Origin of the sequence: Pseudomonas zhanjiangensis (genome assembly GCF_041027545.1) — a bacterium.
GTDB classification, from domain to species: Bacteria; Pseudomonadota; Gammaproteobacteria; order Pseudomonadales; family Pseudomonadaceae; genus Aquipseudomonas; species Aquipseudomonas zhanjiangensis.
Window position 1 is genome coordinate 160,103 of record NZ_JBFTEG010000003.1, and the last position, 19,303, is coordinate 179,405.

Sequence of the window (19,303 nt, forward strand, 5' to 3'; positions counted from 1 at the left end):
CTGTCATGAAGCGCGCGATCTGGGCACTCTGGTTATCGACCCTGCTGGCGTTGGCTGGCTGGTACGGCTATCGCTTGTACGCCGGCGACGAGTTGCAGGCGTTCAACCCGGGGCCGCTGTCGGCCGGCCACCATCAGCTCGAGCAGGCCTGTGGTGCCTGCCACCTGAATCCGTTGGGCGGCGGCGAGGTGCTGCAGAAGGCCTGCGTCAGTTGCCATGGCGAAGAGCTCAAGGCCGCCCACGACGCCCACCCGCAGAGCAAGTTCAGCGATCCGCGCAACGCCGACCGGCTGGCCCATCTGGATGCGCGGTATTGCCTGGCCTGTCATGTCGAGCATGCGCCTGAGCGCACCCGGGAGATGGCCGTGACCCAGCCCGACGACTTCTGCGTGCACTGTCACGCGCGGATCGCCGAGGAGCGCCCCAGTCACCAGGGAATGGCCTTCGCTACCTGCGCCAGCGCCGGCTGCCACAACTATCACGACAATCGCGCGCTCTATGAGGACTTCCTGGTCAGGAGCGCCGATCAGCCGGTGTTCCAGGCCATCGCCCGCATCGCCGCGCCGGCCAGCCTGGCCGACAAGCACCCGGGCTGGCAGAAACCGGCTGCGGCGCCTCAGGCCGACGCGCCGCTCGAGCGGCAGACGGACGCAGCCGTGGCCGACTGGTTGGCCAGCGCTCACGCCGAGGCGGGGGTCAATTGCAGCGACTGTCATCAGGCGCAGAGCGCCGGCTGGGAGGCCAGGCCAGCGCTGCAGGTGTGCCAGGGCTGCCATGCCGGCGAGGCCCAGGGGTTCTTCGCCGGCAAGCACGGCATGCGCCTGAATCCGGCGTTGCCGGTGAAGCTGACGCCAATGCGCCCACAATGGAGCCAGCTGCCGTTCACCGCCGAAAGCGCCGGGCATGAACTGGGGTGCAGCAGTTGCCACGGCGCACACCGCGTCGAGCAGCGTGAGGCTGCGGTGCAGGCGTGCCTGGGTTGCCATGCCGACGAGCATTCGCTGGCCTATCAGGATTCACCGCACCAGCAACTCTGGCTGGCCGAACAGCGCGGCGAACTGCCGCCGGGCAGCGGGGTGAGCTGCGCCAGCTGCCACCTGCCGCGCGAGACCGCCGAGGTTCACGGCCAGTCACGCCGCCTGGTTCAGCATAACCAGAACGCCAATCTGCGGCCCAACGAAAAAATGCTGCGCGGGGTCTGCCTGGACTGTCATGGGTTGCCGTTCGCCCTCGACGCCCTGGCCGATCCGCGGCTGCTGCAGAACAACTTCCAAGGTACGCCTGCGCAGCATGTCCCCAGCGTGGACATGGCGCTGGAGCGTGCCAGCTCCGAGCTGCACCGCTGATGTCTGCCGACACCCCAACAGTCTGATCTGGAGAACACCATGCACAAGACCTTGCAACCTGTATTCGCCGTTGCCTTAAGCGCCGGTCTGCTTGTCCTTCCCGGCTGCCAGGAAAGCAAACCGAGCGGCTTCAGTCCCCAGCAACTGACCGACAGCCTGCATTTGGTGATGGAGTCCGACCGAGCGGTTTACACCAAGCAGGTGGTCAATCGATTGAAGGATGCCGGGGTGATCAAGCCCAGCGAGCACTTCGTCGACGACAACGCGCTGCCGCTTCCGGCGCAGATGTTCCGCTTTGGCGCCGAGACCGTGGCCGCCAAGACCGATGCCTTCAGCTATTCGCTGCAATCGCTGTGGCCGATCAACAAGCAGAACGCGCCGCGCACCGAAGCGGAGAAGACCGGCCTGCAATACATCATGGATCACCCCGGAGAGAACTATTACGGCGAGGAAGAGCTGGGCGGCAAGCGCTACTTCACCGCCGTCTATCCCGATGTAGCCGTGGCGCCGGTGTGCTCCAGCTGCCACAACGAGCACAAGGACAGCCCGCGCACCGACTTCAAGCTGGGCGACGTGATGGGCGGGGTGGTGATTCGTGTTCCGCTGGGCGGCTAGCGGCGCGCTGGTCGCCGCGCTGTTGCTGGTCGGCTGCGGCCCCGGCCCGGAGCAGGCCGAGCTGCGCCTCGGCCAGCAGGTCTGGGACCGCACCTGCCGGGTCTGCCACCTGAACGGCCTGGCAGGTGCGCCGGCCAAGGGCAATCGCGTGGCCTGGGCGCCGCGCATCGACCAAGGCCTGGCGGTTCTGGTCGAGCATGCCCTGCAGGGGTTCAGTGGGGCGCAGGGCAGCATGCCGGCACGCGGCGGCAACCCGCAGCTCAGCGATGAGCAGGTCGCGGCGGCAGTGAAGTACATGGTTTCGCAAAGCCAATAGGCGGCTCGGCCGCAATTCCGATAGAGAGGAACGAGAGATGACCCCGAGACAGATCGAACTGGTACAGGGCAGCTTTGCCCAGGTGACGCCCATTGCCGAACAGGCCGCGGCGCTGTTCTACAGCAATCTGTTCAGCGCCGATGCCAGCCTCAAGCCGCTGTTCAAGGGCGACATGCAGACGCAGGGAGAGAAGCTGATGCAGATGATCGGCGTGGCGGTGAGCAAGCTCAACGAGCCGCAGGTGCTGTTGCCGGTGCTGCAGCGTCTGGGCGAACGCCATGCCGACTACGGCGTGGAGGACAGCCACTACGCCACCGTCGGTGGCGCCCTGCTGCTGACCCTCAGCCAGGGCCTGGCCGATGCCTTCACCGAGGAGGTGGAGGAGGCCTGGAGCAGCGCTTACGGCCTGATGGCCTCAACCATGATCGAGGCGGCAAACAAGGTCGGCGCCTGAGTCGCGGCGGGGCGTCGACCCGGCGCCCCGCAACGGGTCAGGCGCCACCGGGCAGCTTGATCACATCCAGATGCGCGAGCTCGCTGGCGCTCGATTCACCGTCCTCGCCATAGATCGATGAGCCCGAGCGGCCGCTGGCCTTGCTCCGGTAGAGCGCATCGTCGGCCGCCTTGTACAGGCCGCTGAAGTGTTCGGCATGCTGCGGGAAGATTGCCCCCCCGATGCTGATGGTCACGCTCAGTGGCTCGCTGCGATAGAGCACCGGATGCGCCAGCTCGGTAAGCAGACGTTCGGCGATGTCGCGGGCATGTTGCTCGGCATCGTCGCCGCCGATCAGCACGGCGAATTCGTCGCCGCCCAGGCGCGCCACGCTGTCGCCGCTGCGCACGTGCTCGCGCAGGCGCCGGCCGATTACCTGCAGCATCAGGTCGCCGGCATCGTGGCCGAAGCGATCGTTGACCGGTTTGAAGTGGTCGAGGTCGATCAGCAGCAGCGCCACGCTTTCGCCGTGCCGCCTGGCATGGGCCAGGGCCGAGCTGGTGCGCTCGACCAGGTAGCGGCGGTTGGGCAGTTCGGTCAGGGCGTCGTGGAAGGCGGCGTGCTCCAGTTCCTTCTCGCGCAGCGATAGGCGCTCGTTGGCCGCCGCCAGTTCGGCGGTGCGCTGGATCACCGCAGCATGCAACTCGTCGGCGCTGGCCTGGACCTGAGCCAGGCGCGCGGCTTTCTCCCGGTCGGCCTGGTTCAGGGCCATGGTCCTCTCCCGCTTGAGTATCTGGATGCGGTAGGCCAGGGCAAAGGAAAAAAGGATGGACTCGGCGGCGACCGCCAGCGGGAATACGATGGCATTGAGCGGCGAGGGCTGTAGCACGCCGGTCGCGCGCAGCAGCAGGACACTGATGCTGCCGAGCACCAGGCCGTAGCCGCAGAGGTACAGCAGGGCGGGGAAGAACCCCTGGCGCCAACGGATCAGCGCGCTGCCCAGGGCGGCGGGAATGCTGGTCAGCGACAGCAGGGCGATAATCCACGCCGCCAGGCCGCGCTGGCCAAACGCATCGAGGGCAATGGCGAGCAGATAGACCACGCAGGCCATGCTCAGCAGGTGGTGGGCCCAGCGTACGTGGCGGCGGGTCTGCATCAGGGTCTGGGCGAAGCGGCTGGCGCACAGCCCCCAGAGCGAGGGCAGGGTGATCCGGTCCAGCCAGAAGGGTACCTCGCCGCCCGGCCACAGGTACTGGAAGCCGTGGCCACTCATGCTCAGGATGAAGACCAGGGCGAAAGCGGTGGTCAATACATACCAGAAGTAGGCGCTGTCGCGCAGGCTGAAGAGGATGAACAGGTTGTATAGCAGCAGGGCGAAGATGACCCCGTAGATGGTGCCGAGCACGAGGTTCTCCCGTGCGGCGGTCAGGTCGAGGTCGGCGATCTGCCAGGCGCGCAGGGGGAACGAGTTGCCGGCCGGGTCATAGGTGCGCAGGTAGAACGTCAGCGGCTGCTCGTCCAGCGCCGGTAGCCGAAACAGCGCGCGGCGGTAGGGATGGTCGCGGCCGGCGGCGAAGGCGACACGTTCACCTGACTGGCGCTGCTGCCAGCCGCCCTGCTTGTTGGGCAGGTACAGCTGCAGGTCGAGCAGGGTCACGGCGCCGACTTCCAGCCACCACTGGCCCGGTGCGCTGGCTTCGCGCGCCAGCTGTACCTTGATCCACCAGGGGTTGCGGCTCTGGCCGACGCTGGCGCGGCCGTCGGCCGGGCGGAACCGTGCCTGCACGGTCGGGTCGGCCAGGTCGGCGATGTCGAGCCGGGCGCCGACATCCTCCAGCAGCTGGATATGGTCGTTCAGCGAACGGCCGCTGCTGGTATCGCTCAATATCAGCGGCGTGGCGCAGGCTGCCCCGGCCAGGCTCAACAAGAAGATCAGCGAGTAGATCAACCGCTGCACTGCACGCACTCCTTTTCGGCCTAGGGGCGACGGATCTGGTTGACGGCCCGAGTATAGCCATAAGCCACTAGTGTGATCACAAATACTTGACGCTACGGATCGCACAAGGCGTCGGCAAAACCCAGCGCCGTCGTCGGGTTTGGTCAAAATTTGTGCTATATTCCGCCCCCGTTAAAATCCGCCTATCTCGGTCATCGTCATGCAAGCAGCCAAGCCGTTATTCGACTATCCAAAATACTGGGCCGAGTGCTTCGGCCCGGCGCCTTTCCTGCCCATGAGCCGGGAAGAGATGGATCAGCTCGGCTGGGACAGCTGCGACATCATCATCGTCACCGGTGACGCCTACGTCGACCACCCCTCGTTCGGCATGGCCATCATCGGCCGCCTGCTCGAAGCCCAGGGCTTTCGCGTGGGCATCATCGCCCAGCCGAACTGGCAGTCCAAAGACGACTTCATGAAGCTCGGCGAGCCCAACCTGTTCTTCGGCGTGGCGGCCGGCAACATGGACTCGATGATCAACCGCTACACCGCCGACAAGAAGATCCGCAGCGACGATGCCTACACCCCCGGCGGCCTGGCCGGCAAGCGCCCGGACCGCGCCAGCCTGGTCTACAGCCAGCGCTGCAAGGAGGCCTACAAGCACGTGCCGATCGTGCTCGGCGGCATCGAGGCATCCTTGCGCCGCATCGCCCACTACGACTACTGGCAGGACAAGGTCCGCCATTCGATCCTGATCGATGCCTGCGCCGACATCCTGCTCTACGGCAACGCCGAGCGGGCCATCGTCGAGGTGGCCCAGCGCCTGGCCCAGGGACAGAAGATCGAGGACATCACCGACATCCGCGGCAGTGCCTTCATCCGCCGCGACACACCCGAGGGCTGGCTGGAGATCGACTCCACGCGCATCGACCGGCCGGGCAAGATCGACAAGATCATCAACCCCTACGTCAACACCCAGGACACCGCCGCCTGCGCCATCGAGCAGGAGAAGGGGGCGGCCGACCGCGGCCCGCTGGAAGACCCGAACGAAGCCAAGGTCGTGCAGTTGCTGCCGCACCCGCGCCTGGAGCGCGACAAGACGGTGATCCGCCTGCCGTCCTTCGAGAAGGTGCGCGGCGACTCGGTGCTCTATGCCCACGCCAACCGCGTGCTGCACCTGGAAACCAACCCGGGCAACGCCCGCGCCCTGGTGCAGAAGCATGGCGAGGTGGATGTGTGGTTCAACCCGCCGCCCATCCCGATGACCACCGAGGAGATGGACTACGTGTTCGGCATGCCCTATGCGCGGGTGCCGCACCCGGCTTACGGCAAGGAGAAGATTCCGGCCTACGAGATGATCCGCTTCTCGGTCAACATCATGCGCGGCTGCTTCGGCGGCTGCACCTTCTGCTCGATCACCGAGCACGAAGGACGGATCATCCAGAACCGCTCGCACGAATCGATCCTCCACGAGATCGAGGAGATGCGCGACAAGGTGCCGGGCTTTACCGGGGTCGTTTCCGATCTGGGCGGGCCGACCGCCAACATGTACCGCATCGCCTGCAAGGACCCGGAAATCGAGCGCCACTGCCGCAAGCCGTCCTGCGTGTTCCCGGGGATCTGCGAGAACCTCAACACCGACCACAGCTCGCTGATCGAGCTGTACCGCAAGGCCCGCGCCCTGCCCGGGGTGAAGAAGATCCTGATCGCCTCCGGCCTGCGCTACGACCTGGCCGTGGAGTCGCCGGAATACGTCAAGGAACTGGTCACCCACCATGTCGGCGGCTATCTGAAGATCGCTCCGGAGCACACCGAGCGTGGCCCCCTGGACAAGATGATGAAGCCCGGGATCGGCAGCTACGACCGCTTCAAGCGCATGTTCGAGAAGTATTCCAAGGAAGCGGGCAAGGAGCAGTACCTGATTCCCTACTTCATCGCCGCGCACCCGGGGACGACGGACGAGGACATGATGAACCTCGCCCTGTGGCTCAAGCGCAACGATTTCCGCGCCGACCAGGTGCAGGCGTTCTACCCCTCGCCCATGGCCACCGCCACCGCCATGTACCACTCGGGCAAGAACCCGCTGCGCAAGGTGACCTACAAGAGCGACGGCGTGACCATCGTCAAGAGCGAGCAGCAGCGCCGCCTGCACAAGGCCTTCCTGCGCTACCACGATCCGCGCGGTTGGCCGCTGCTACGCGAGGCGCTGGAGCGCATGGGCCGCAGCGACCTGATCGGCCCGGGCAAGCACCAGCTGATCCCGCTGCACCAGCCGGCCAGCGACAGCTACCAGAGTGCGCGACGCAAGAACTCCACCCCGGCCGGCAGCAAGAAGGTCGGTGCCCAGGGCAAGACGGTCGGCAAGATCCTCACCCAGCACAGCGGCCTGCCGCCGCGCGGCAGCGACGGCAGCAAGCCCTGGGACAAGCGCGAGCAGGCCAAGGCCGCCGCCGAGGCGCGGGCCAAGGCCGAGCGCAGTGGCAAGGCGGCGGACAAGAAGGGCGGCAAGAAGCCGGCCAAGCGCCCGGTGGCGCCACGCTGATCGCCCGCGCAACAAAAACGCCAGCTTAGTGCTGGCGTTTTTGTTGCGGCCTGGGTCGCTGATCAGCCGTAGCGCCTGTGCGCCTCGATGGCCAGGCCGCTGCCGATGCTGCCGAAGTTGTTGCCCTCCACGTGCCGTGCATTCGGCAGCATCGCCGCGACGCCCTGGCGCAGCGCCGGGATGCCACTGGAGCCGCCGGTGAAGTACACCGTGTCGACCTGCTCGACGCCGACCCCGGCGTCGCCGAGCAGTTGCGTCACGCTGGCGCGGATACGCTGCAGCAGGGGCTCGATGGCGGCCTCGAACAGTTCGCGGGTCAGCTCGGCGACCAGGTCCGCCTCGATGCGCTGCAGGCCGATCGGCCGCGCGCTGGCTTCGGTCAGGGCGATCTTGCTGTCTTCCACCTGTATCGCCAGCCAGTGTCCGGCGCGCTGTTCGATCAGTTTGAACAGGCGGTCGATGCCGGTCGGATCGACGATGTCGTAGCGCATGCTCTGCAGCGCGCGTTGCGACTGCGCCGAATAGACGGCGTTGATGCAGTGCCAGGTGGCCAGGTTGAGGTGCACGCTGGTGGGCATGGGCGCGTCGCTCTTCATCCGGCTGCCGTAGCCGAACAGTGGCATCACCCCGGCCAGCGACAGCTGCTTGTCGAAGTCGGTGCCGCCGACATGCACGCCGCCGGTGGCGAGGATGTCGTCCTGACGCTCGGCGACGGCGCGGCGCTCGGGCGACAGGCGCACCAGGGAGAAGTCCGAGGTGCCGCCGCCGATGTCGACGATCAGCACCAGCTCCTCGCGCTCGATGCCCGACTCGTAGTCGAAGGCCGCGGCGATCGGCTCGTACTGGAAGGACACCTCCTTGAACCCGAGCTTGTGCGCCACCGCCACCAGGGTGTCCTGCGCCTCCTGGTCGGCCGCCGGGTCGTCGTCGACGAAGAACACCGGACGGCCCAGCACCACCTCTTCGAACGGCCGGTCGGCGGCGGCCTCGGCACGCTGCTTGAGCTGACCGATGAACAGGCCGAGCAGTTCCTTGAACGGCATGGCGCTGCCCAGCACCGTGGTCTCGCTCTTGAGCAGCTTGGAGCCCAGGAGGCTCTTGAGCGAGCGCATCAGCCGGCCCTCGTAGCCTTCCAGGTACTCGTGCAGGGCCAAGCGGCCATAGACCGGGCGGCGCTCCTCGAAGTTGAAGAACAGCACCGAGGGCAGGGTGATCTTGCCGTCTTCCAGGGCGATCAGCGGGTCGGCGTCGGGCCGCAGCCAGCCGACGGTGGAGTTGGAGGTGCCGAAGTCGATGCCGCAGGCGCGGGCGGGAGAGAGTAAAGACATGCTGCGCGCTGTTCCAAAAAAACGGCCGCGCATTCTATGCGAGATGCCGGTCAATTGCTGCGTCGATTGGTCGGCCCGGCCGGGCTCAGAGGCTACCCAGGGTCAACGCCGCCACGACCGCATAGCGGCCGGCCTTGGCCAGGGTGACGATCAGCGTAAAGCGCCACAGCGGCTCGCGCATGATGCCGGCGGCCAGGGTCAGTGGGTCGCCGATGAAGGGCGCCCAGCTGAGCAGCAGCGACCAGTAACCATAGTGGGTGTACCAACCTTGGGCACGGTCCAATTGGCGCTCGCTCAGCGGAAACCAGCGACGGTGGCGAAAGTGTTCCAGGTAGCGCCCGAGCAGCCAGTTGATCACGGCGCCCAGCACGTTGCCGGCGCTGGCCACCGCCAGCAGCGCCCACAGCGGAAAGTTGTCGCTGAGCAGCAGGCCGACCAGCACGGCTTCGGACTGCAGCGGCAGCAGGGTGGCCGCGCCGAGCGCGGTGAAGAACAGGCCCAGGTAGGCGGAGAGCGTGAGCACCCTTCAGGCCCCGGACGCGCGCGGCGTCCTCAGGTCTCACTCTCCTGCTCGGCGCCGGCCATGATCTCTTCCAGCTTCAAGCCGGTCAGGCCGTGGATGGTGCGCCACAGGTAGTAGAAGATCGCCATCAGCATGATCATCGAGGGGATGGCGATCATCGGGTAGCTGAGCAGGTTCATCCGGCCCAGTTCGGCGTTGAACGCCTCGCTGCCGGAGGGGCTGACGACGATCCACTTGGCCAGGGCGTAGTTCATCGCCGAGGAAAAGAAGAAGGTGCCGCTGAGCCAGTAGGTGGCGGTCATCAGGCGGGTTTCGAACACCGCGAGGTGGCCGCCCTGTTCCAGGCGCTGATGGATCTTGTCGACGTTGAGCACCGCCTTGTTGAGCAGCATGGTGCGGATCAGCGGATGACGGGTGCGGGTCGACACCAGCACGGCGATGCCGATCAGCCCGGGCACCGCGGCTTCCTTGATCGCCAGCCATTGGCTGTCGAGCTTGAGCAGGCCGATGCCGCCGGTGAGCAGTACGCTGATCAGGCCGAGCAGGGCGATGAAATTGAACTTGCGGTACTTGACCAGCTCGAAGGCGCCCCAGCCGAAGGGGAAGGCCAGGGCCAGGAGCAGGGCACCGTCGGCGCCGAGGTTGGCTTCGCCGCTGAGCTTCATCAGGATCAGTGAAGGGATCAGGATGCTGATGAGCAAATCGATCAGCGGGCGGGGTTTGTGCGTGGCAGGCATGGTGTGCGTGGTATCGGTCATGTCGATCTGGGCGCAGGGATGAGTGGCGATGATCGCCTGCCTGGGCCGCCGCCGCCAGCCCAACCGTCGCCTCGACTGTGACAAAGTTGTGCGCGGGCCATGCTTAGGGGGGCTGCAGACGGCGAAAACTCGCCGGCGCGGCTGCCTGCCGGCGGGTTTTCGCCAGACGCCGGCGGTGGCGCATGCGGCCCGTGCTGATTCGCCGAGTTGGCGAGATAATTGCCTTTTATGGAGGCCGGCCGCGATCACCGCGGGCCGGCCCTGGTCCAACCGTCGCCCTGGAACCTGCCAATGCCGATCTTGCAACGAGCTTCACACCATGAACTGCGCAGCGCCTTTCGCGGCCTGCTGGGCTCCACTGGCTGCTACCACACCGCCTCGGTATTCGACCCGATGTCGGCACGGATCGCCGCCGACCTCGGCTTCGAGGTCGGCATCCTCGGTGGCTCGGTTGCCTCGCTGCAGGTGCTGGCCGCGCCGGACTTCGCCCTGATCAGCCTCAGCGAGTTCGTCGAGCAGGCCACCCGCATCGGCCGCGTCGCCCGCCTGCCGGTGATCGCCGACGCCGATCACGGCTACGGCAATGCACTCAACGTGATGCGCACCGTGGTCGAACTGGAGCGCGCCGGGGTTGCCGCCCTGACCCTGGAGGACACCCTGCTGCCGGCGCAGTTCGGTCACAAGTCCACCGATCTGATTGCCGTCGAGGAGGGCGCCGGCAAGATCCGCGCGGCCCTGGAGGCGCGGGTCGACCCCGACCTGGCGATCATCGCCCGCACCCATGCCGGCGTGCTTGCGGTGGACGAGGTGATCCAGCGCACCCAGGCCTACCAGGGCGCCGGGGCCGATGCCATCTGCCTGGTCGGCGTCGAGGATTTCGCCCACCTGGAGCGGATCGCCGAGCACCTGAGCGTGCCGCTGATGCTGGTCACCTACGGCAACCCCAAGCTGCGCGACAATGCGCGCCTGGCCGGGCTCGGCGTACGCATCGTGGTCAATGGCCACGCCGCCTACTTCGCCGCGATCAAGGCCACCTATGACTGCCTGCGCGAACAGCGTGGAATCGACGCCTGCGAGCTGAGTGCGTCCGAGCTGGCGTACAAGTACAGCCTGCCCGAGGACTATATTCTCTGGGCCAAGGAGTTCATGGACGTCGAGGAGTGAGGCTTCGCCCGCAGGGCGCGGGGCGCAAATGGGCCTGGGTCATAGCCGAGCGTGGCAAGGTGCTGCGACCAGTGGTAGGGCCCGGCGCTTGAAAAAAATGCCAGGCTGGCGCATATGCGCAGTTTGACACCGATTGAGGAGGGCAGATCATGGCAGGCGGATGGGCCAGCGATGGCGCCGTGCAGGAACAGATCGACAGCAGCATCGAGGACGCCATCGCCCGCGCCCGCAGCCAGCTGCCGCGTGGGGAAAGTCTGAGCCACTGCGAGGAATGCGACTGCGTCATTCCCGAGGCGCGCCGCCAGGCCGTGCCGGGTGTGCGGCTGTGCGTGGCCTGCCAGAGCGCCCATGACCGCGAGCAGCAGGCCGGCAGCGGTTACAACCGGCGCGGCAGCAAGGACAGCCAGTTGCGCTGAGCTAGGCTTTAAACAGGGTGCGTAATCCCGCGCGCCCGGCAGATTTGTTGGGGGGCTGCGAGTCTTTCTTCCTAGAGGAGGAGACATCATGAAACGCTACCCCCTGCTGGTCGGCGCCCTGCTTACCTCCCTGCTGCCGGCTGCCGGCCTGGCCAAGGACAAGGCCCCCTTCACCGACAGCTTTCCGCTGGCGCAATGCGCCCTGAGCAGCGTCGGATCCAACCCCTACTTCCCGCTGCAGCCCGGCCGAATGGCGCGCTTCAACAACTTCCGCTGCGTTGCCGAGGGCGACTGCGACGAGGCCGAGGAACTGGTCATCAGCGTGCTCGAGGAAACCCGGGAGGTAACCCTGCTGCTCGATGGCGTGGAGACCACGGTGGCGACCCGGATCGTCGAGGAAGTCGAGATGGTCGACGGGCAGCTGGCGGAGATCTCCCGCAACTACTTCGCCGAGTGTGCCGCCACCCAGGACGTCTATTACTTCGGCGAGGAAGTCGATCTCTACGAGGATGGTCAGCTGGTCGGCCACGAAGGGGAGTGGCTCGCCGGGGTGGACGCTGCCCGGCCTGGCATCATCATGCCGGGCGGGGCGTTCCTGCTGGGCGCACGCTATTTCCAGGAAGTGGCGCCGGGTGTCGCACTGGATCGGGCCACCCATGTCGCCAGCGGGTTGGCCGTCGCGGTACCGGCGGGCGCGATGGAGAACTGCGTCGAGGTGGAGGAAACCACGCCGCTGGACAAGAAGGCCGTCTCGACCAAACGCTATTGCCCCGGGACCGGGCTGGTGTTCGATGATGGCCTGGAGCTCGAGTTTGTGAGCGAGCCATAGGCACGAGCGGGACGCCAGCGATTATCCTGGGTGCGGAGCACGAATGGCCGTCTGCAGACGCAGGCGGCGTATGAGCAGGAGTCCCCAGGAGTGGCCGGCATGAAACCCTACCTGATGATAGCGCTGTGCTGCGGTCTGTACGCCGGCCTGGTGGCGGCGGTCGAGCCCATCACCGTGGCCTGGCGCGACAAGGCGCCCTACCACTATCGCGAGAACGGCATCGAGCAGGGCTTCCTGCTGCGGCGTGCCAAGCACATCTTCGCCCTGGCCGAGGTCCCGGCGGTATTCGTCGAGCGGCCGTCCAAGCGGATCTGGCGCGATTTCGAGCGCGGCAAGTCCTCCTACTGTTCGATCGGCTGGTACCGGCTGGCGGAGCGCGAGCGAATCGCCCAGTTCAGCGTGCCTTTCCATGTCGACCCCCCTCATATGCTGCTGGTCAGCCCCGGGGCGCGGGCGACGGTCCAGGCCCACAAGGGTGTCGCCACGCTGTTGCAGGATGGACGCATCAGCGTTGGCGTCGTCGACGGAGTCTCCTATGGGCCAGCCCTGGATCGGCTGATCGCGGGCAGTGCCAATCAGGTCGAGCGGGTCACGGTTGCTCCCGCCAGCCTGATGCAGATGGTGGCCGCCAACCGGATGGACTACATGTTCGCCGACGAAGCCGACTGGGAATACCTGCGTCGGCACGAGGAGGGGCTCGATGCGATCGTCGAGCAGCGCTTTGCCGACATGCCCGCGGGGCTCGAGCGCTATATCGTGTGCAGCAAGGATGTCCCGGCACAGGTGATGACGCGGATCAACCGGGCGATCGGGGCATTGTCCGACGCGGCTCCGGGGGACTGACCCCGGCGCCGTGGCAGGACCAGCTATCATTGGCGCATGGGAGCGGGCCAGGAAGCTGGCTTATACTCTCGGGCGGCCTGCCCGGCGGGCTGAACAGCCGCCTGCTGTGCAGAAAGAGCGCCAGACGTGGCGGCGGTAGGAGCGGTTCTTGTCCAGAATGCGATTGTTTCGACGACCTGGTTTTGCGTGCTGGCTGCTGGCGTGGCTGCTTCTCGCTGTCCAGCCATCGGCCCAGGCGGCGACGCTGAAGCTCTACACCGAGGAGAACCCGCCGCTCAACCTCAGTAGCGAGGGACAGGTGACCGGCTTCTCCACGGAGATCGTTCGGCAGCTGGCCGAGCGCACCGGCGACCGGGTGCAGATCGAACTGGGGCCCTGGACCCGCGGCTACGCCAAGGCGCAGAGTGAGCCGAACGCCGGGGTGTTCACCACCGCGCGAATTCCCGAGCGGGAGCAGACGTTCCAGTGGGTCGGTCCGCTGACCCACACCCTCAGCCGTTTCTACACCCTCAAGAGCGCCGGCCTGCGCATCGGCAGCCTGGAGGATGCACGGGCCCGGCGCCTGGTTCTGCCTCGCCAGTGGTACAGCTACGAGTACCTGGTGACCCAGGGCTTCGACAACATCTACACCGTGACCACGGCGGAAAAGATGATGCAGATGTTCAGCAGGGGGCGTGCCGACATGCTGGCTGCCAGCGAGATCGCCTTGCCCGGCCTGCTGGCGATGGTGGGCATGACGCCGGACCAGGTCGAGTCGCAGTACGTGTTCCTCCAGCACGAGTCGTACCTGGCCTTCTCCCCGCGTACCGATCGGCAGATCGTCGACCGCTGGCAGGCGGCCCTCAACCAGCTCAAGGCGGACGGCGGCTTCGCCAGCACCTTCGAGCGCTGGTTCCCCGGCCAGGCGATCCCGCCCGAACTGATCGAGACGCGCCGCTAGCGCCTCAAAACAGGAAGTAGCGTTGGGCCAGCGGCAGCACCTCGGCCGGTTCGCACCAGAGCAACTGGCCGTCGGCCTTGACTTGGTAGTTCTGTGGGTCGACCTCGATGCTCGGCAAATAATCGTTGTGGATCAGGTCGCTCTTGCGCACCCCGCGGCAGCCTTTTACCACGCCGATCTGCTTCTTCAGTCCCAGCTGCTCGGGCACGCCGGCGGCCAGCGCCGCCTGGCTGATAAAGGTCAGGCTGCTGGCGTGCAGGCTGCCGCCGAAGCTGGCGAACATCGGCCGGTAGTGCACCGGCTGCGGCGTCGGGATCGAGGCGTTGGCGTCGCCCATCAGGCTGGCGGCGATGGCCCCGCCCTTGAGGATCAGGCTCGGCTTGACGCCGAAGAAGGCCGGACGCCAGAGCACCAGGTCGGCCCACTTGCCCACCTCGATCGAACCGACCTCGTGGCTGATGCCATGGGTGATGGCCGGGTTGATGGTGTACTTGGCGATGTAGCGCTTGGCGCGGAAGTTGTCGTTGCCGGGGCCGTCGCCGGACAGCGGGCCGCGTTGCTGCTTCATCTTGTCGGCGGTCTGCCAGGTGCGGGTGATCAGCTCGCCGACCCGGCCCATGGCCTGGCTGTCGGAGCTGATCATGGAGAAGGCGCCCAGATCGTGCAGGATGTCCTCGGCGGCGATGGTCTCGCGGCGGATGCGGCTTTCGGCGAAGGCCACGTCCTCGGCGATGCTCGGGTCGAGGTGGTGGCAGACCATCAGCATGTCGAGGTGTTCGTCGATGGTGTTGCGGGTGAACGGCCGGGTCGGGTTGGTCGAGCTGGGCAGCACGTTGGCGAAGCCGCAGGCCTTGATGATGTCAGGCGCGTGGCCGCCGCCGGCGCCCTCGGTGTGGTAGGTGTGGATGGTGCGGCCCTTGAAGGCGCCCAGCGTCGTTTCGACGAAGCCGGACTCGTTCAGGGTGTCGGTGTGGATCGCCACCTGCACGTCATACTGGTCGGCCACGCTCAGGCAGTTGTCGATGGCCGCCGGGGTGGTGCCCCAGTCCTCGTGCAGCTTGAGGCCGATGGCGCCGGCCTTGACCTGCTCGATCAGCGGTTCGGGCAAGGAGGCGTTGCCCTTGCCGGTGAAACCCAGGTTCATCGGGAAGGCGTCGGCGGCCTGGAGCATGCGCATCATGTGCCAGGGGCCGGGGGTGCAGGTGGTGGCGTTGGTGCCGGTGGCCGGCCCGGTGCCGCCGCCGATCATGGTGGTCACCCCGCTCATCAGCGCCTCCTCGATCTGCTGCGGGCAGATGAAGTGGATATGAGAATCTATCCCCCCCGCCGTAAGAATCATGCCCTCGCCGGCGATCACCTCGGTGCCGGCACCGATGGCGATGGTCACGTCCGGCTGGATGTCCGGGTTGCCGGCCTTGCCGATCGCGGCGATGCGCCCGTCCTTGAGGCCGACGTCGGCCTTGACCACGCCCCAGTGGTCGAGGATCAGCGCGTTGCTGATCAGGGTGTCGACCACCTCCGCCGCGCACAGCTGGCTTTGGCCCATGCCGTCGCGGATCACCTTGCCGCCGCCGAACTTGACCTCCTCGCCGTAGGTGGTGAAGTCCTTCTCCACCTCGATCCACAGGTCGGTGTCGGCCAGGCGCAGCTTGTCGCCGACGGTGGGGCCGAACATGTCGGCATAGGCCTGGCGGGAAATCTTCATCCTTTGATCCTTGGTAGGGTGGATGGCCGCAGCCATCCACCAGTCATTCCTTGGTGGAAAAGCCTGCGGCGTTTTCCACCCTACGAAACTCGTGACTCAGAGTTGGCCCATCACCCGTCCGGCGAAGCCGAACACCCGGCGCTCGCCGGCCAGCTCGACCAGTTCCACCTCGCGGCTCTGCCCCGGCTCGAAGCGCACTGCGGTGCCGGCGGCGATGTTCAGGCGCATGCCTCGGCTACTCGGCCGATCGAAGCTCAGGGCGTCATTGGTCTCGAAGAAGTGGTAGTGCGAGCCGACCTGAATCGGCCGGTCGCCGCGGTTGGCCACGCTCAGGGTCAGGGTGCGGCGGCCGGCATTGAGCTCGATCTCGCCGCCCTGGATCTGGTATTCGCCGGGAATCATGCGTGCGCTCCGTGCAGGGTCTTGAAGTAGAGGGCGGTGGGGTGGAAGTCGCCGTTGGGGGCGCAGGTGTAGTCCGGGATCTCGCCGACCCGGCTGTAGCCGAGCGAGCGGTAGAAGGCTTCGGCCGGGGCGCCGACCTGCACGTCGAGGGTCAGCAGGCCGCGCTTGTGTTGCAGGGCGCCCTGCTCCAGGGCGGCCATCAGTTGCTGGCCGAGGCCGTGGCGTTGCGCCAGCTGGCGCACCAGCATCTTCTGCACCTGCGCCCGGTGGCCAGCATCGGGCTGCTGGCACAGCTCGAGTTGCACGCTGGCCTGCACCAGCTCGTCCCTGACCACCACCCAGAGCAGCAGCTTGCCCTGCTGGATATCCCCCAGCACCTGGTCGAAGTAGCGGCGGGCCTGCTCGGCATCCAGGTCGGCCCTGAACCCGAGCGACCAGCCCTGGCCGACGGCTTCGAGCAGCAGCTCGATCAGGCCGGGGCGGTAGTGGGCGAAGCTTTCGGCGGTGACGCGACGCAGTTGGGCAGTGTTCATGATGAGGTCACTCCGTTCAGGCGATAGGCGGCTCCGCGCCGGGGTTGAGGGTCAGTTGCATCAGGGTCAGGTCGAGCCAGCGGCCGAACTTGCAGCCGACCTGGGGCATCTGTCCGCAGGTGATGAAGCCCAGGCGCTGGTGCAGGTGGATCGAGGCGGCGTTGCCGCTCTCGATAGCGGCGACCATCACGTGCTTGCCACAGTCCCGGGCGCGCTCGATCAGCGCGCCCAGCAGCGCCGGGCCGAGACCCAGGCCGCGCTGGTCGGCGCGCACGTAGACCGAGTGCTCGACGCTGTGGCGAAAGCCGTCGAATGGCCGCCAGTCGCCGAAGGAGGCATAGCCGAGCACCTCGCCGGCGTCGTCCACCGCCACCAGGATCGGGTAGCCCTGCTGACGGCGCGCGGCGAACCAGGCCTGGCGGTTGGCCAGGTCGACCGGGCTGTCGTTCCAGATCGCCGTGCTATTGAGCACGGCGTCGTTGTAGATGGCCAGGATGCCCGGCAGGTCGGCGGTGCTGGCGTCGCGTATCGAATAGTTCATGGCTCAGGCGATCGGTTGGTGGACGGTGACCAGCTTGGTGCCGTCGGGAAAGGTGGCCTCGACCTGGATTTCCGGGATCATCTCCGCCACGCCCTCCATCACCTGGTCGCGGCTAAGCAGGGTGGTGCCGAAGTGCATCAGCTCGGCCACCGTCTGGCCGTCGCGGGCGCCCTCGAGCAGCGCCGCGGAGATCAGCGCCATGGCTTCCGGGTAGTTGAGCCGGAGGCCACGGGCCAGGCGCCGCTCGGCCACCAGGCCGGCGGTGAAGATCAGCAGCTTGTCTTTCTCTCTCGGGGTCAGGTCCATCAGGTGCTCCAGATTCGCGGGGGGACGGCGCTGCGCCCGAGCAGGGCGGGACGCAGCAGGCGCCAGAGTTCGATCAGCCAGGCGCGGGCGTGCAGGGCCTCGGCGGCCAGGCAGCGGGCCGCCAGCAGGCCCGGCAGCTGGCTGAGGTCGCCACGCAAGCCAGCCGGCGCCGGCAGCTCGCGGCAGCGTTGCAGCAAGGCGTCGTCGATTTCGCCGGTGATCAGTAGGGTGGCGAACACCGGCTGGCCGGCCAGGCCGATCGGCGAGTCGAGCAGGCCGTCGCCGCCGACCACCCGCTGGCGCTCGTGCCAGAGCAGCTGGCCGTCGCGGCGGATGTCCAGGCGGGCCTGGAAATGGCCGGCATCGAAGCGTTCGCCGCTGGCCGGGCGGCCGAGGGCGACCAGGTCCCAGTAGCACAGGCGGGCATCGCCTTCGAGCTCGATGCTTGTGCTCAGTTCGGCCTGGGCGCCGGCGTAGACGATGCTTTCCTGGGGCAGCCATTCCAGGGTGGCGCCGGAGCCGACGCGCAGCTGGATGTTCTGCTGGGCCGGGCCGGCGGCGCGGTACCACTTGGCCGCGCCCGGGCTGGTCAGCTGTGCCCAGGCGCCGGCGCCCAGTTCGGCACGGATGTCCAGGCGGTCGCCGCCGGCGATGCCGCCGGGGGGGTGGACGATGATGTGCTGGCAGACCTCGGGCCCTTCGCCGTAGAGGTGCTTCTGCACCCGCAGCGGCCCCCGGTGACGGCGCAGCACCGGGCGGGTGCTGGTGCCGTCGCGGGCGTAGCCGAGTTGCAGTTCGGCGTGCCAGCTGGGAGTGAAGAGGGCGGCGGGTGCATTCATGGGTTTACCGGAATCAGCGTCATGACTGAGATACAGCAAATGCCGTGCCTGTGCGCCAGGATAGTGCGGGCAGGGCCGCTGGCCTTGCTGACCGCAGGGTCAGGAGGGGGATCGAGGGTAGGGGCATCATGCTCACTGATGGTGCGCCAGGGTCGACGATAGGCTGCAATTGCCTGGCATTGGTGCGTCGGGAGCGCTATCGACCCTGGCTAGCTGTGAGCAGGCGGATCAGATCGCTACCAGGCCGCGCACGCCGTCGGTTTCCATGCTTTCGCCACGACCCTGCTGGACGATCTCGCCGCGGCTCATCACCAGGTACTGGTCGGCCAGTTCGGCGGCGAAGTCGTAGAACTGCTCGACCAGCAGGATGGCCATGTCGCCGCGCTCGGCCAGTTGGCGGATCACCGCGCCGATCTCCTTGATCACCGAGGGCTGGATGCCCTCGGTGGGCTCGTCGAGGATCAGCAGGCGCGGCTGGCTGGCCAGCGCGCGGCCGATGGCCAGTTGCTGTTGCTGGCCGCCGGAGAGGTCGCCGCCACGCCGCTGCTTCATCTCGGCCAGCACCGGGAACAGCTCGTAGATAAAGGCCGGCACTACCCTGGCCTGGCTGCCGGGAAAGCGCGACAGCCCCATCAGCAGGTTCTCCTCCACCGTCAGGCGGCCGAAGATCTCCCGGCCCTGGGGCACGTAGGCGATGCCGGCCTGCACCCGCTGGTGCGGCTTGAAGCTGGTGATGATCTGGTCTTCCCAGCGCACCGCGCCCTCCTTGGCCGGGATCAGGCCCATCAGGCACTTGAGCAGGGTGGTCTTGCCCACCCCGTTGCGCCCGAGCAGGCAGGTGACCTCGCCGATCCTGGCCTCGAAGGACAGGCCACGGAGGATATGGCTGCCGCCGTAGTACTGGTGAAGCTGTTGCACTTGCAGCATGGAAAGATCCTTGTGTCTTGGTGGACGGCTGCGCCGTTGTCCACCCTACAGGGGAGCGCCC

The 19,303-nt window shown here is 67.0% G+C and carries 21 protein-coding genes; 10 read left to right on the forward strand and 11 right to left on the reverse strand.

Annotated features, from left to right (window positions below; genetic code table 11):
* The first annotated feature begins 5 nt into the window (after window positions 1–5).
* The 4 genes from AB5S05_RS05530 to AB5S05_RS05545 are packed head-to-tail and all read left to right on the forward strand — an operon-like array spanning window position 6 to window position 2,731.
* On the forward strand, window positions 6–1,346 hold the full coding sequence (locus AB5S05_RS05530; RefSeq protein WP_369286493.1) for a cytochrome c3 family protein: 1,341 nt from the start codon (window positions 6–8) through the stop codon (window positions 1,344–1,346).
* Window positions 1,347–1,385: 39 nt separating this feature from the next.
* Complete coding sequence (locus tag AB5S05_RS05535) at window positions 1,386–1,961, forward strand: Tll0287-like domain-containing protein (RefSeq protein WP_369286494.1); 576 nt, start codon at window positions 1,386–1,388, stop codon at window positions 1,959–1,961.
* A complete protein-coding gene (locus AB5S05_RS05540) occupies window positions 1,942–2,277 on the forward strand; it encodes a c-type cytochrome (protein WP_369286495.1) in 336 nt (111 codons plus the stop codon). Before AB5S05_RS05535 ends, AB5S05_RS05540 begins: the two co-directional genes overlap by 20 nt.
* Window positions 2,278–2,314: 37 nt before the next feature.
* Window positions 2,315–2,731 carry a globin family protein gene (locus tag AB5S05_RS05545; RefSeq protein WP_369286496.1) on the forward strand — a complete coding sequence of 139 codons (417 nt, stop codon included), beginning with the start codon at window positions 2,315–2,317 and terminating at the stop codon, window positions 2,729–2,731.
* Between the two features lie 37 nt (window positions 2,732–2,768).
* Here AB5S05_RS05545 and AB5S05_RS05550 read toward each other — a convergent pair whose 3' ends face one another.
* Window positions 2,769–4,667, reverse strand: coding sequence for a diguanylate cyclase domain-containing protein (locus AB5S05_RS05550; protein ID WP_438943545.1), 1,899 nt, complete (start codon window positions 4,665–4,667; stop codon window positions 2,769–2,771).
* 199 nt (window positions 4,668–4,866) lie between these two features.
* Between AB5S05_RS05550 and AB5S05_RS05555 the strand changes: the two genes are divergently transcribed.
* Entirely contained in the window at window positions 4,867–7,188 is a 2,322-nt protein-coding gene (locus AB5S05_RS05555; protein WP_369286497.1) for a YgiQ family radical SAM protein, read from the forward strand.
* A gap of 62 nt (window positions 7,189–7,250) precedes the next feature.
* Here AB5S05_RS05555 and AB5S05_RS05560 read toward each other — a convergent pair whose 3' ends face one another.
* From AB5S05_RS05560 to AB5S05_RS05570, 3 genes are all read right to left on the reverse strand, one after another.
* Window positions 7,251–8,516, reverse strand: coding sequence for an Hsp70 family protein (locus AB5S05_RS05560; RefSeq protein ID WP_369286498.1), 1,266 nt, complete (start codon window positions 8,514–8,516; stop codon window positions 7,251–7,253).
* 85 nt (window positions 8,517–8,601) lie between these two features.
* Window positions 8,602–9,039, reverse strand: coding sequence for a YqaA family protein (locus tag AB5S05_RS05565; protein ID WP_369286499.1), 438 nt, complete (start codon window positions 9,037–9,039; stop codon window positions 8,602–8,604).
* A 29-nt stretch (window positions 9,040–9,068) separates the two neighbouring features.
* Window positions 9,069–9,797 (reverse strand): VC0807 family protein, encoded by a 729-nt coding sequence (locus AB5S05_RS05570; RefSeq protein ID WP_369286500.1) that lies wholly within the window; start codon window positions 9,795–9,797, stop codon window positions 9,069–9,071.
* Between the two features lie 300 nt (window positions 9,798–10,097).
* Here AB5S05_RS05570 and AB5S05_RS05575 point away from each other — a divergent pair, with 300 nt between their 5' ends.
* The 5 genes from AB5S05_RS05575 (at window position 10,098) to AB5S05_RS05595 (ending at window position 13,989) form a co-directional block, all read left to right on the forward strand.
* Window positions 10,098–10,961, forward strand: coding sequence for an isocitrate lyase/PEP mutase family protein (locus AB5S05_RS05575; protein ID WP_369286776.1), 864 nt, complete (start codon window positions 10,098–10,100; stop codon window positions 10,959–10,961).
* A gap of 149 nt (window positions 10,962–11,110) precedes the next feature.
* Complete coding sequence (locus tag AB5S05_RS05580; RefSeq protein WP_369286501.1) at window positions 11,111–11,377, forward strand: DksA/TraR family C4-type zinc finger protein; 267 nt, start codon at window positions 11,111–11,113, stop codon at window positions 11,375–11,377.
* Between the two features lie 88 nt (window positions 11,378–11,465).
* The gene (locus AB5S05_RS05585) at window positions 11,466–12,206 is read left to right on the forward strand and encodes a hypothetical protein (RefSeq protein ID WP_369286502.1); all 741 of its coding nucleotides are present in this window, start codon (window positions 11,466–11,468) and stop codon (window positions 12,204–12,206) included.
* Between the two features lie 99 nt (window positions 12,207–12,305).
* Window positions 12,306–13,049, forward strand: coding sequence for a transporter substrate-binding domain-containing protein (locus tag AB5S05_RS05590; RefSeq protein ID WP_369286503.1), 744 nt, complete (start codon window positions 12,306–12,308; stop codon window positions 13,047–13,049).
* 157 nt (window positions 13,050–13,206) lie between these two features.
* A complete protein-coding gene (locus AB5S05_RS05595) occupies window positions 13,207–13,989 on the forward strand; it encodes a substrate-binding periplasmic protein (RefSeq protein ID WP_369286777.1) in 783 nt (260 codons plus the stop codon).
* Between the two features lie 4 nt (window positions 13,990–13,993).
* Here the strand turns inward: AB5S05_RS05595 and ureC are convergent, their stop codons facing one another.
* The 7 genes from ureC to urtE form a co-directional block, all read right to left on the reverse strand.
* Window positions 13,994–15,694: an urease subunit alpha gene (gene ureC, locus AB5S05_RS05600; protein WP_369286504.1), complete on the reverse strand. Its 1,701-nt coding sequence runs from the start codon at window positions 15,692–15,694 to the stop codon at window positions 13,994–13,996.
* Window positions 15,695–15,790: 96 nt separating this feature from the next.
* A complete protein-coding gene (locus AB5S05_RS05605; protein WP_369286505.1) occupies window positions 15,791–16,096 on the reverse strand; it encodes an urease subunit beta in 306 nt (101 codons plus the stop codon).
* The gene (locus AB5S05_RS05610; protein ID WP_369286506.1) at window positions 16,093–16,629 is read right to left on the reverse strand and encodes a GNAT family N-acetyltransferase; all 537 of its coding nucleotides are present in this window, start codon (window positions 16,627–16,629) and stop codon (window positions 16,093–16,095) included. The genes AB5S05_RS05605 and AB5S05_RS05610 overlap by 4 nt, the downstream gene beginning before the upstream one ends.
* A 16-nt stretch (window positions 16,630–16,645) precedes the next feature.
* Complete coding sequence (locus AB5S05_RS05615) at window positions 16,646–17,170, reverse strand: GNAT family N-acetyltransferase (protein WP_369286507.1); 525 nt, start codon at window positions 17,168–17,170, stop codon at window positions 16,646–16,648.
* A 3-nt stretch (window positions 17,171–17,173) separates the two neighbouring features.
* Window positions 17,174–17,476, reverse strand: a complete 303-nt coding sequence (ureA, locus tag AB5S05_RS05620) for an urease subunit gamma (RefSeq protein ID WP_369286508.1) — start codon at window positions 17,474–17,476, stop codon at window positions 17,174–17,176.
* Window positions 17,476–18,315: an urease accessory protein UreD gene (locus AB5S05_RS05625; protein ID WP_369286509.1), complete on the reverse strand. Its 840-nt coding sequence runs from the start codon at window positions 18,313–18,315 to the stop codon at window positions 17,476–17,478. The genes ureA and AB5S05_RS05625 overlap by 1 nt, the downstream gene beginning before the upstream one ends.
* A gap of 228 nt (window positions 18,316–18,543) precedes the next feature.
* On the reverse strand, window positions 18,544–19,242 hold the full coding sequence (gene urtE, locus AB5S05_RS05630) for an urea ABC transporter ATP-binding subunit UrtE (protein WP_369286510.1): 699 nt from the start codon (window positions 19,240–19,242) through the stop codon (window positions 18,544–18,546).
* Window positions 19,243–19,303: the final 61 nt, after the last annotated feature.

Coding starts and splice junctions, on each gene's coding strand:
- AB5S05_RS05610 (WP_369286506.1), bottom strand. CDS start 16,629: ATGAACACTGCCCAACTGCGTCGCGTCACCGCCGAAAGCTTCGCCCAC.
- AB5S05_RS05580 (WP_369286501.1), top strand. CDS start 11,111: ATGGCAGGCGGATGGGCCAGCGATGGCGCCGTGCAGGAACAGATCGAC.
- urtE (WP_369286510.1), bottom strand. CDS start 19,242: ATGCTGCAAGTGCAACAGCTTCACCAGTACTACGGCGGCAGCCATATC.
- AB5S05_RS05625 (WP_369286509.1), bottom strand. CDS start 18,315: ATGAATGCACCCGCCGCCCTCTTCACTCCCAGCTGGCACGCCGAACTG.
- ureC (WP_369286504.1), bottom strand. CDS start 15,694: ATGAAGATTTCCCGCCAGGCCTATGCCGACATGTTCGGCCCCACCGTC.
- AB5S05_RS05585 (WP_369286502.1), top strand. CDS start 11,466: ATGAAACGCTACCCCCTGCTGGTCGGCGCCCTGCTTACCTCCCTGCTG.
- AB5S05_RS05535 (WP_369286494.1), top strand. CDS start 1,386: ATGCACAAGACCTTGCAACCTGTATTCGCCGTTGCCTTAAGCGCCGGT.
- AB5S05_RS05595 (WP_369286777.1), top strand. CDS start 13,207: ATGCGATTGTTTCGACGACCTGGTTTTGCGTGCTGGCTGCTGGCGTGG.
- AB5S05_RS05590 (WP_369286503.1), top strand. CDS start 12,306: ATGAAACCCTACCTGATGATAGCGCTGTGCTGCGGTCTGTACGCCGGC.
- AB5S05_RS05555 (WP_369286497.1), top strand. CDS start 4,867: ATGCAAGCAGCCAAGCCGTTATTCGACTATCCAAAATACTGGGCCGAG.
- AB5S05_RS05530 (WP_369286493.1), top strand. CDS start 6: ATGAAGCGCGCGATCTGGGCACTCTGGTTATCGACCCTGCTGGCGTTG.
- AB5S05_RS05560 (WP_369286498.1), bottom strand. CDS start 8,516: ATGTCTTTACTCTCTCCCGCCCGCGCCTGCGGCATCGACTTCGGCACC.
- ureA (WP_369286508.1), bottom strand. CDS start 17,476: ATGGACCTGACCCCGAGAGAGAAAGACAAGCTGCTGATCTTCACCGCC.
- AB5S05_RS05615 (WP_369286507.1), bottom strand. CDS start 17,170: ATGAACTATTCGATACGCGACGCCAGCACCGCCGACCTGCCGGGCATC.
- AB5S05_RS05545 (WP_369286496.1), top strand. CDS start 2,315: ATGACCCCGAGACAGATCGAACTGGTACAGGGCAGCTTTGCCCAGGTG.
- AB5S05_RS05570 (WP_369286500.1), bottom strand. CDS start 9,797: ATGACCGATACCACGCACACCATGCCTGCCACGCACAAACCCCGCCCG.
- AB5S05_RS05605 (WP_369286505.1), bottom strand. CDS start 16,096: ATGATTCCCGGCGAATACCAGATCCAGGGCGGCGAGATCGAGCTCAAT.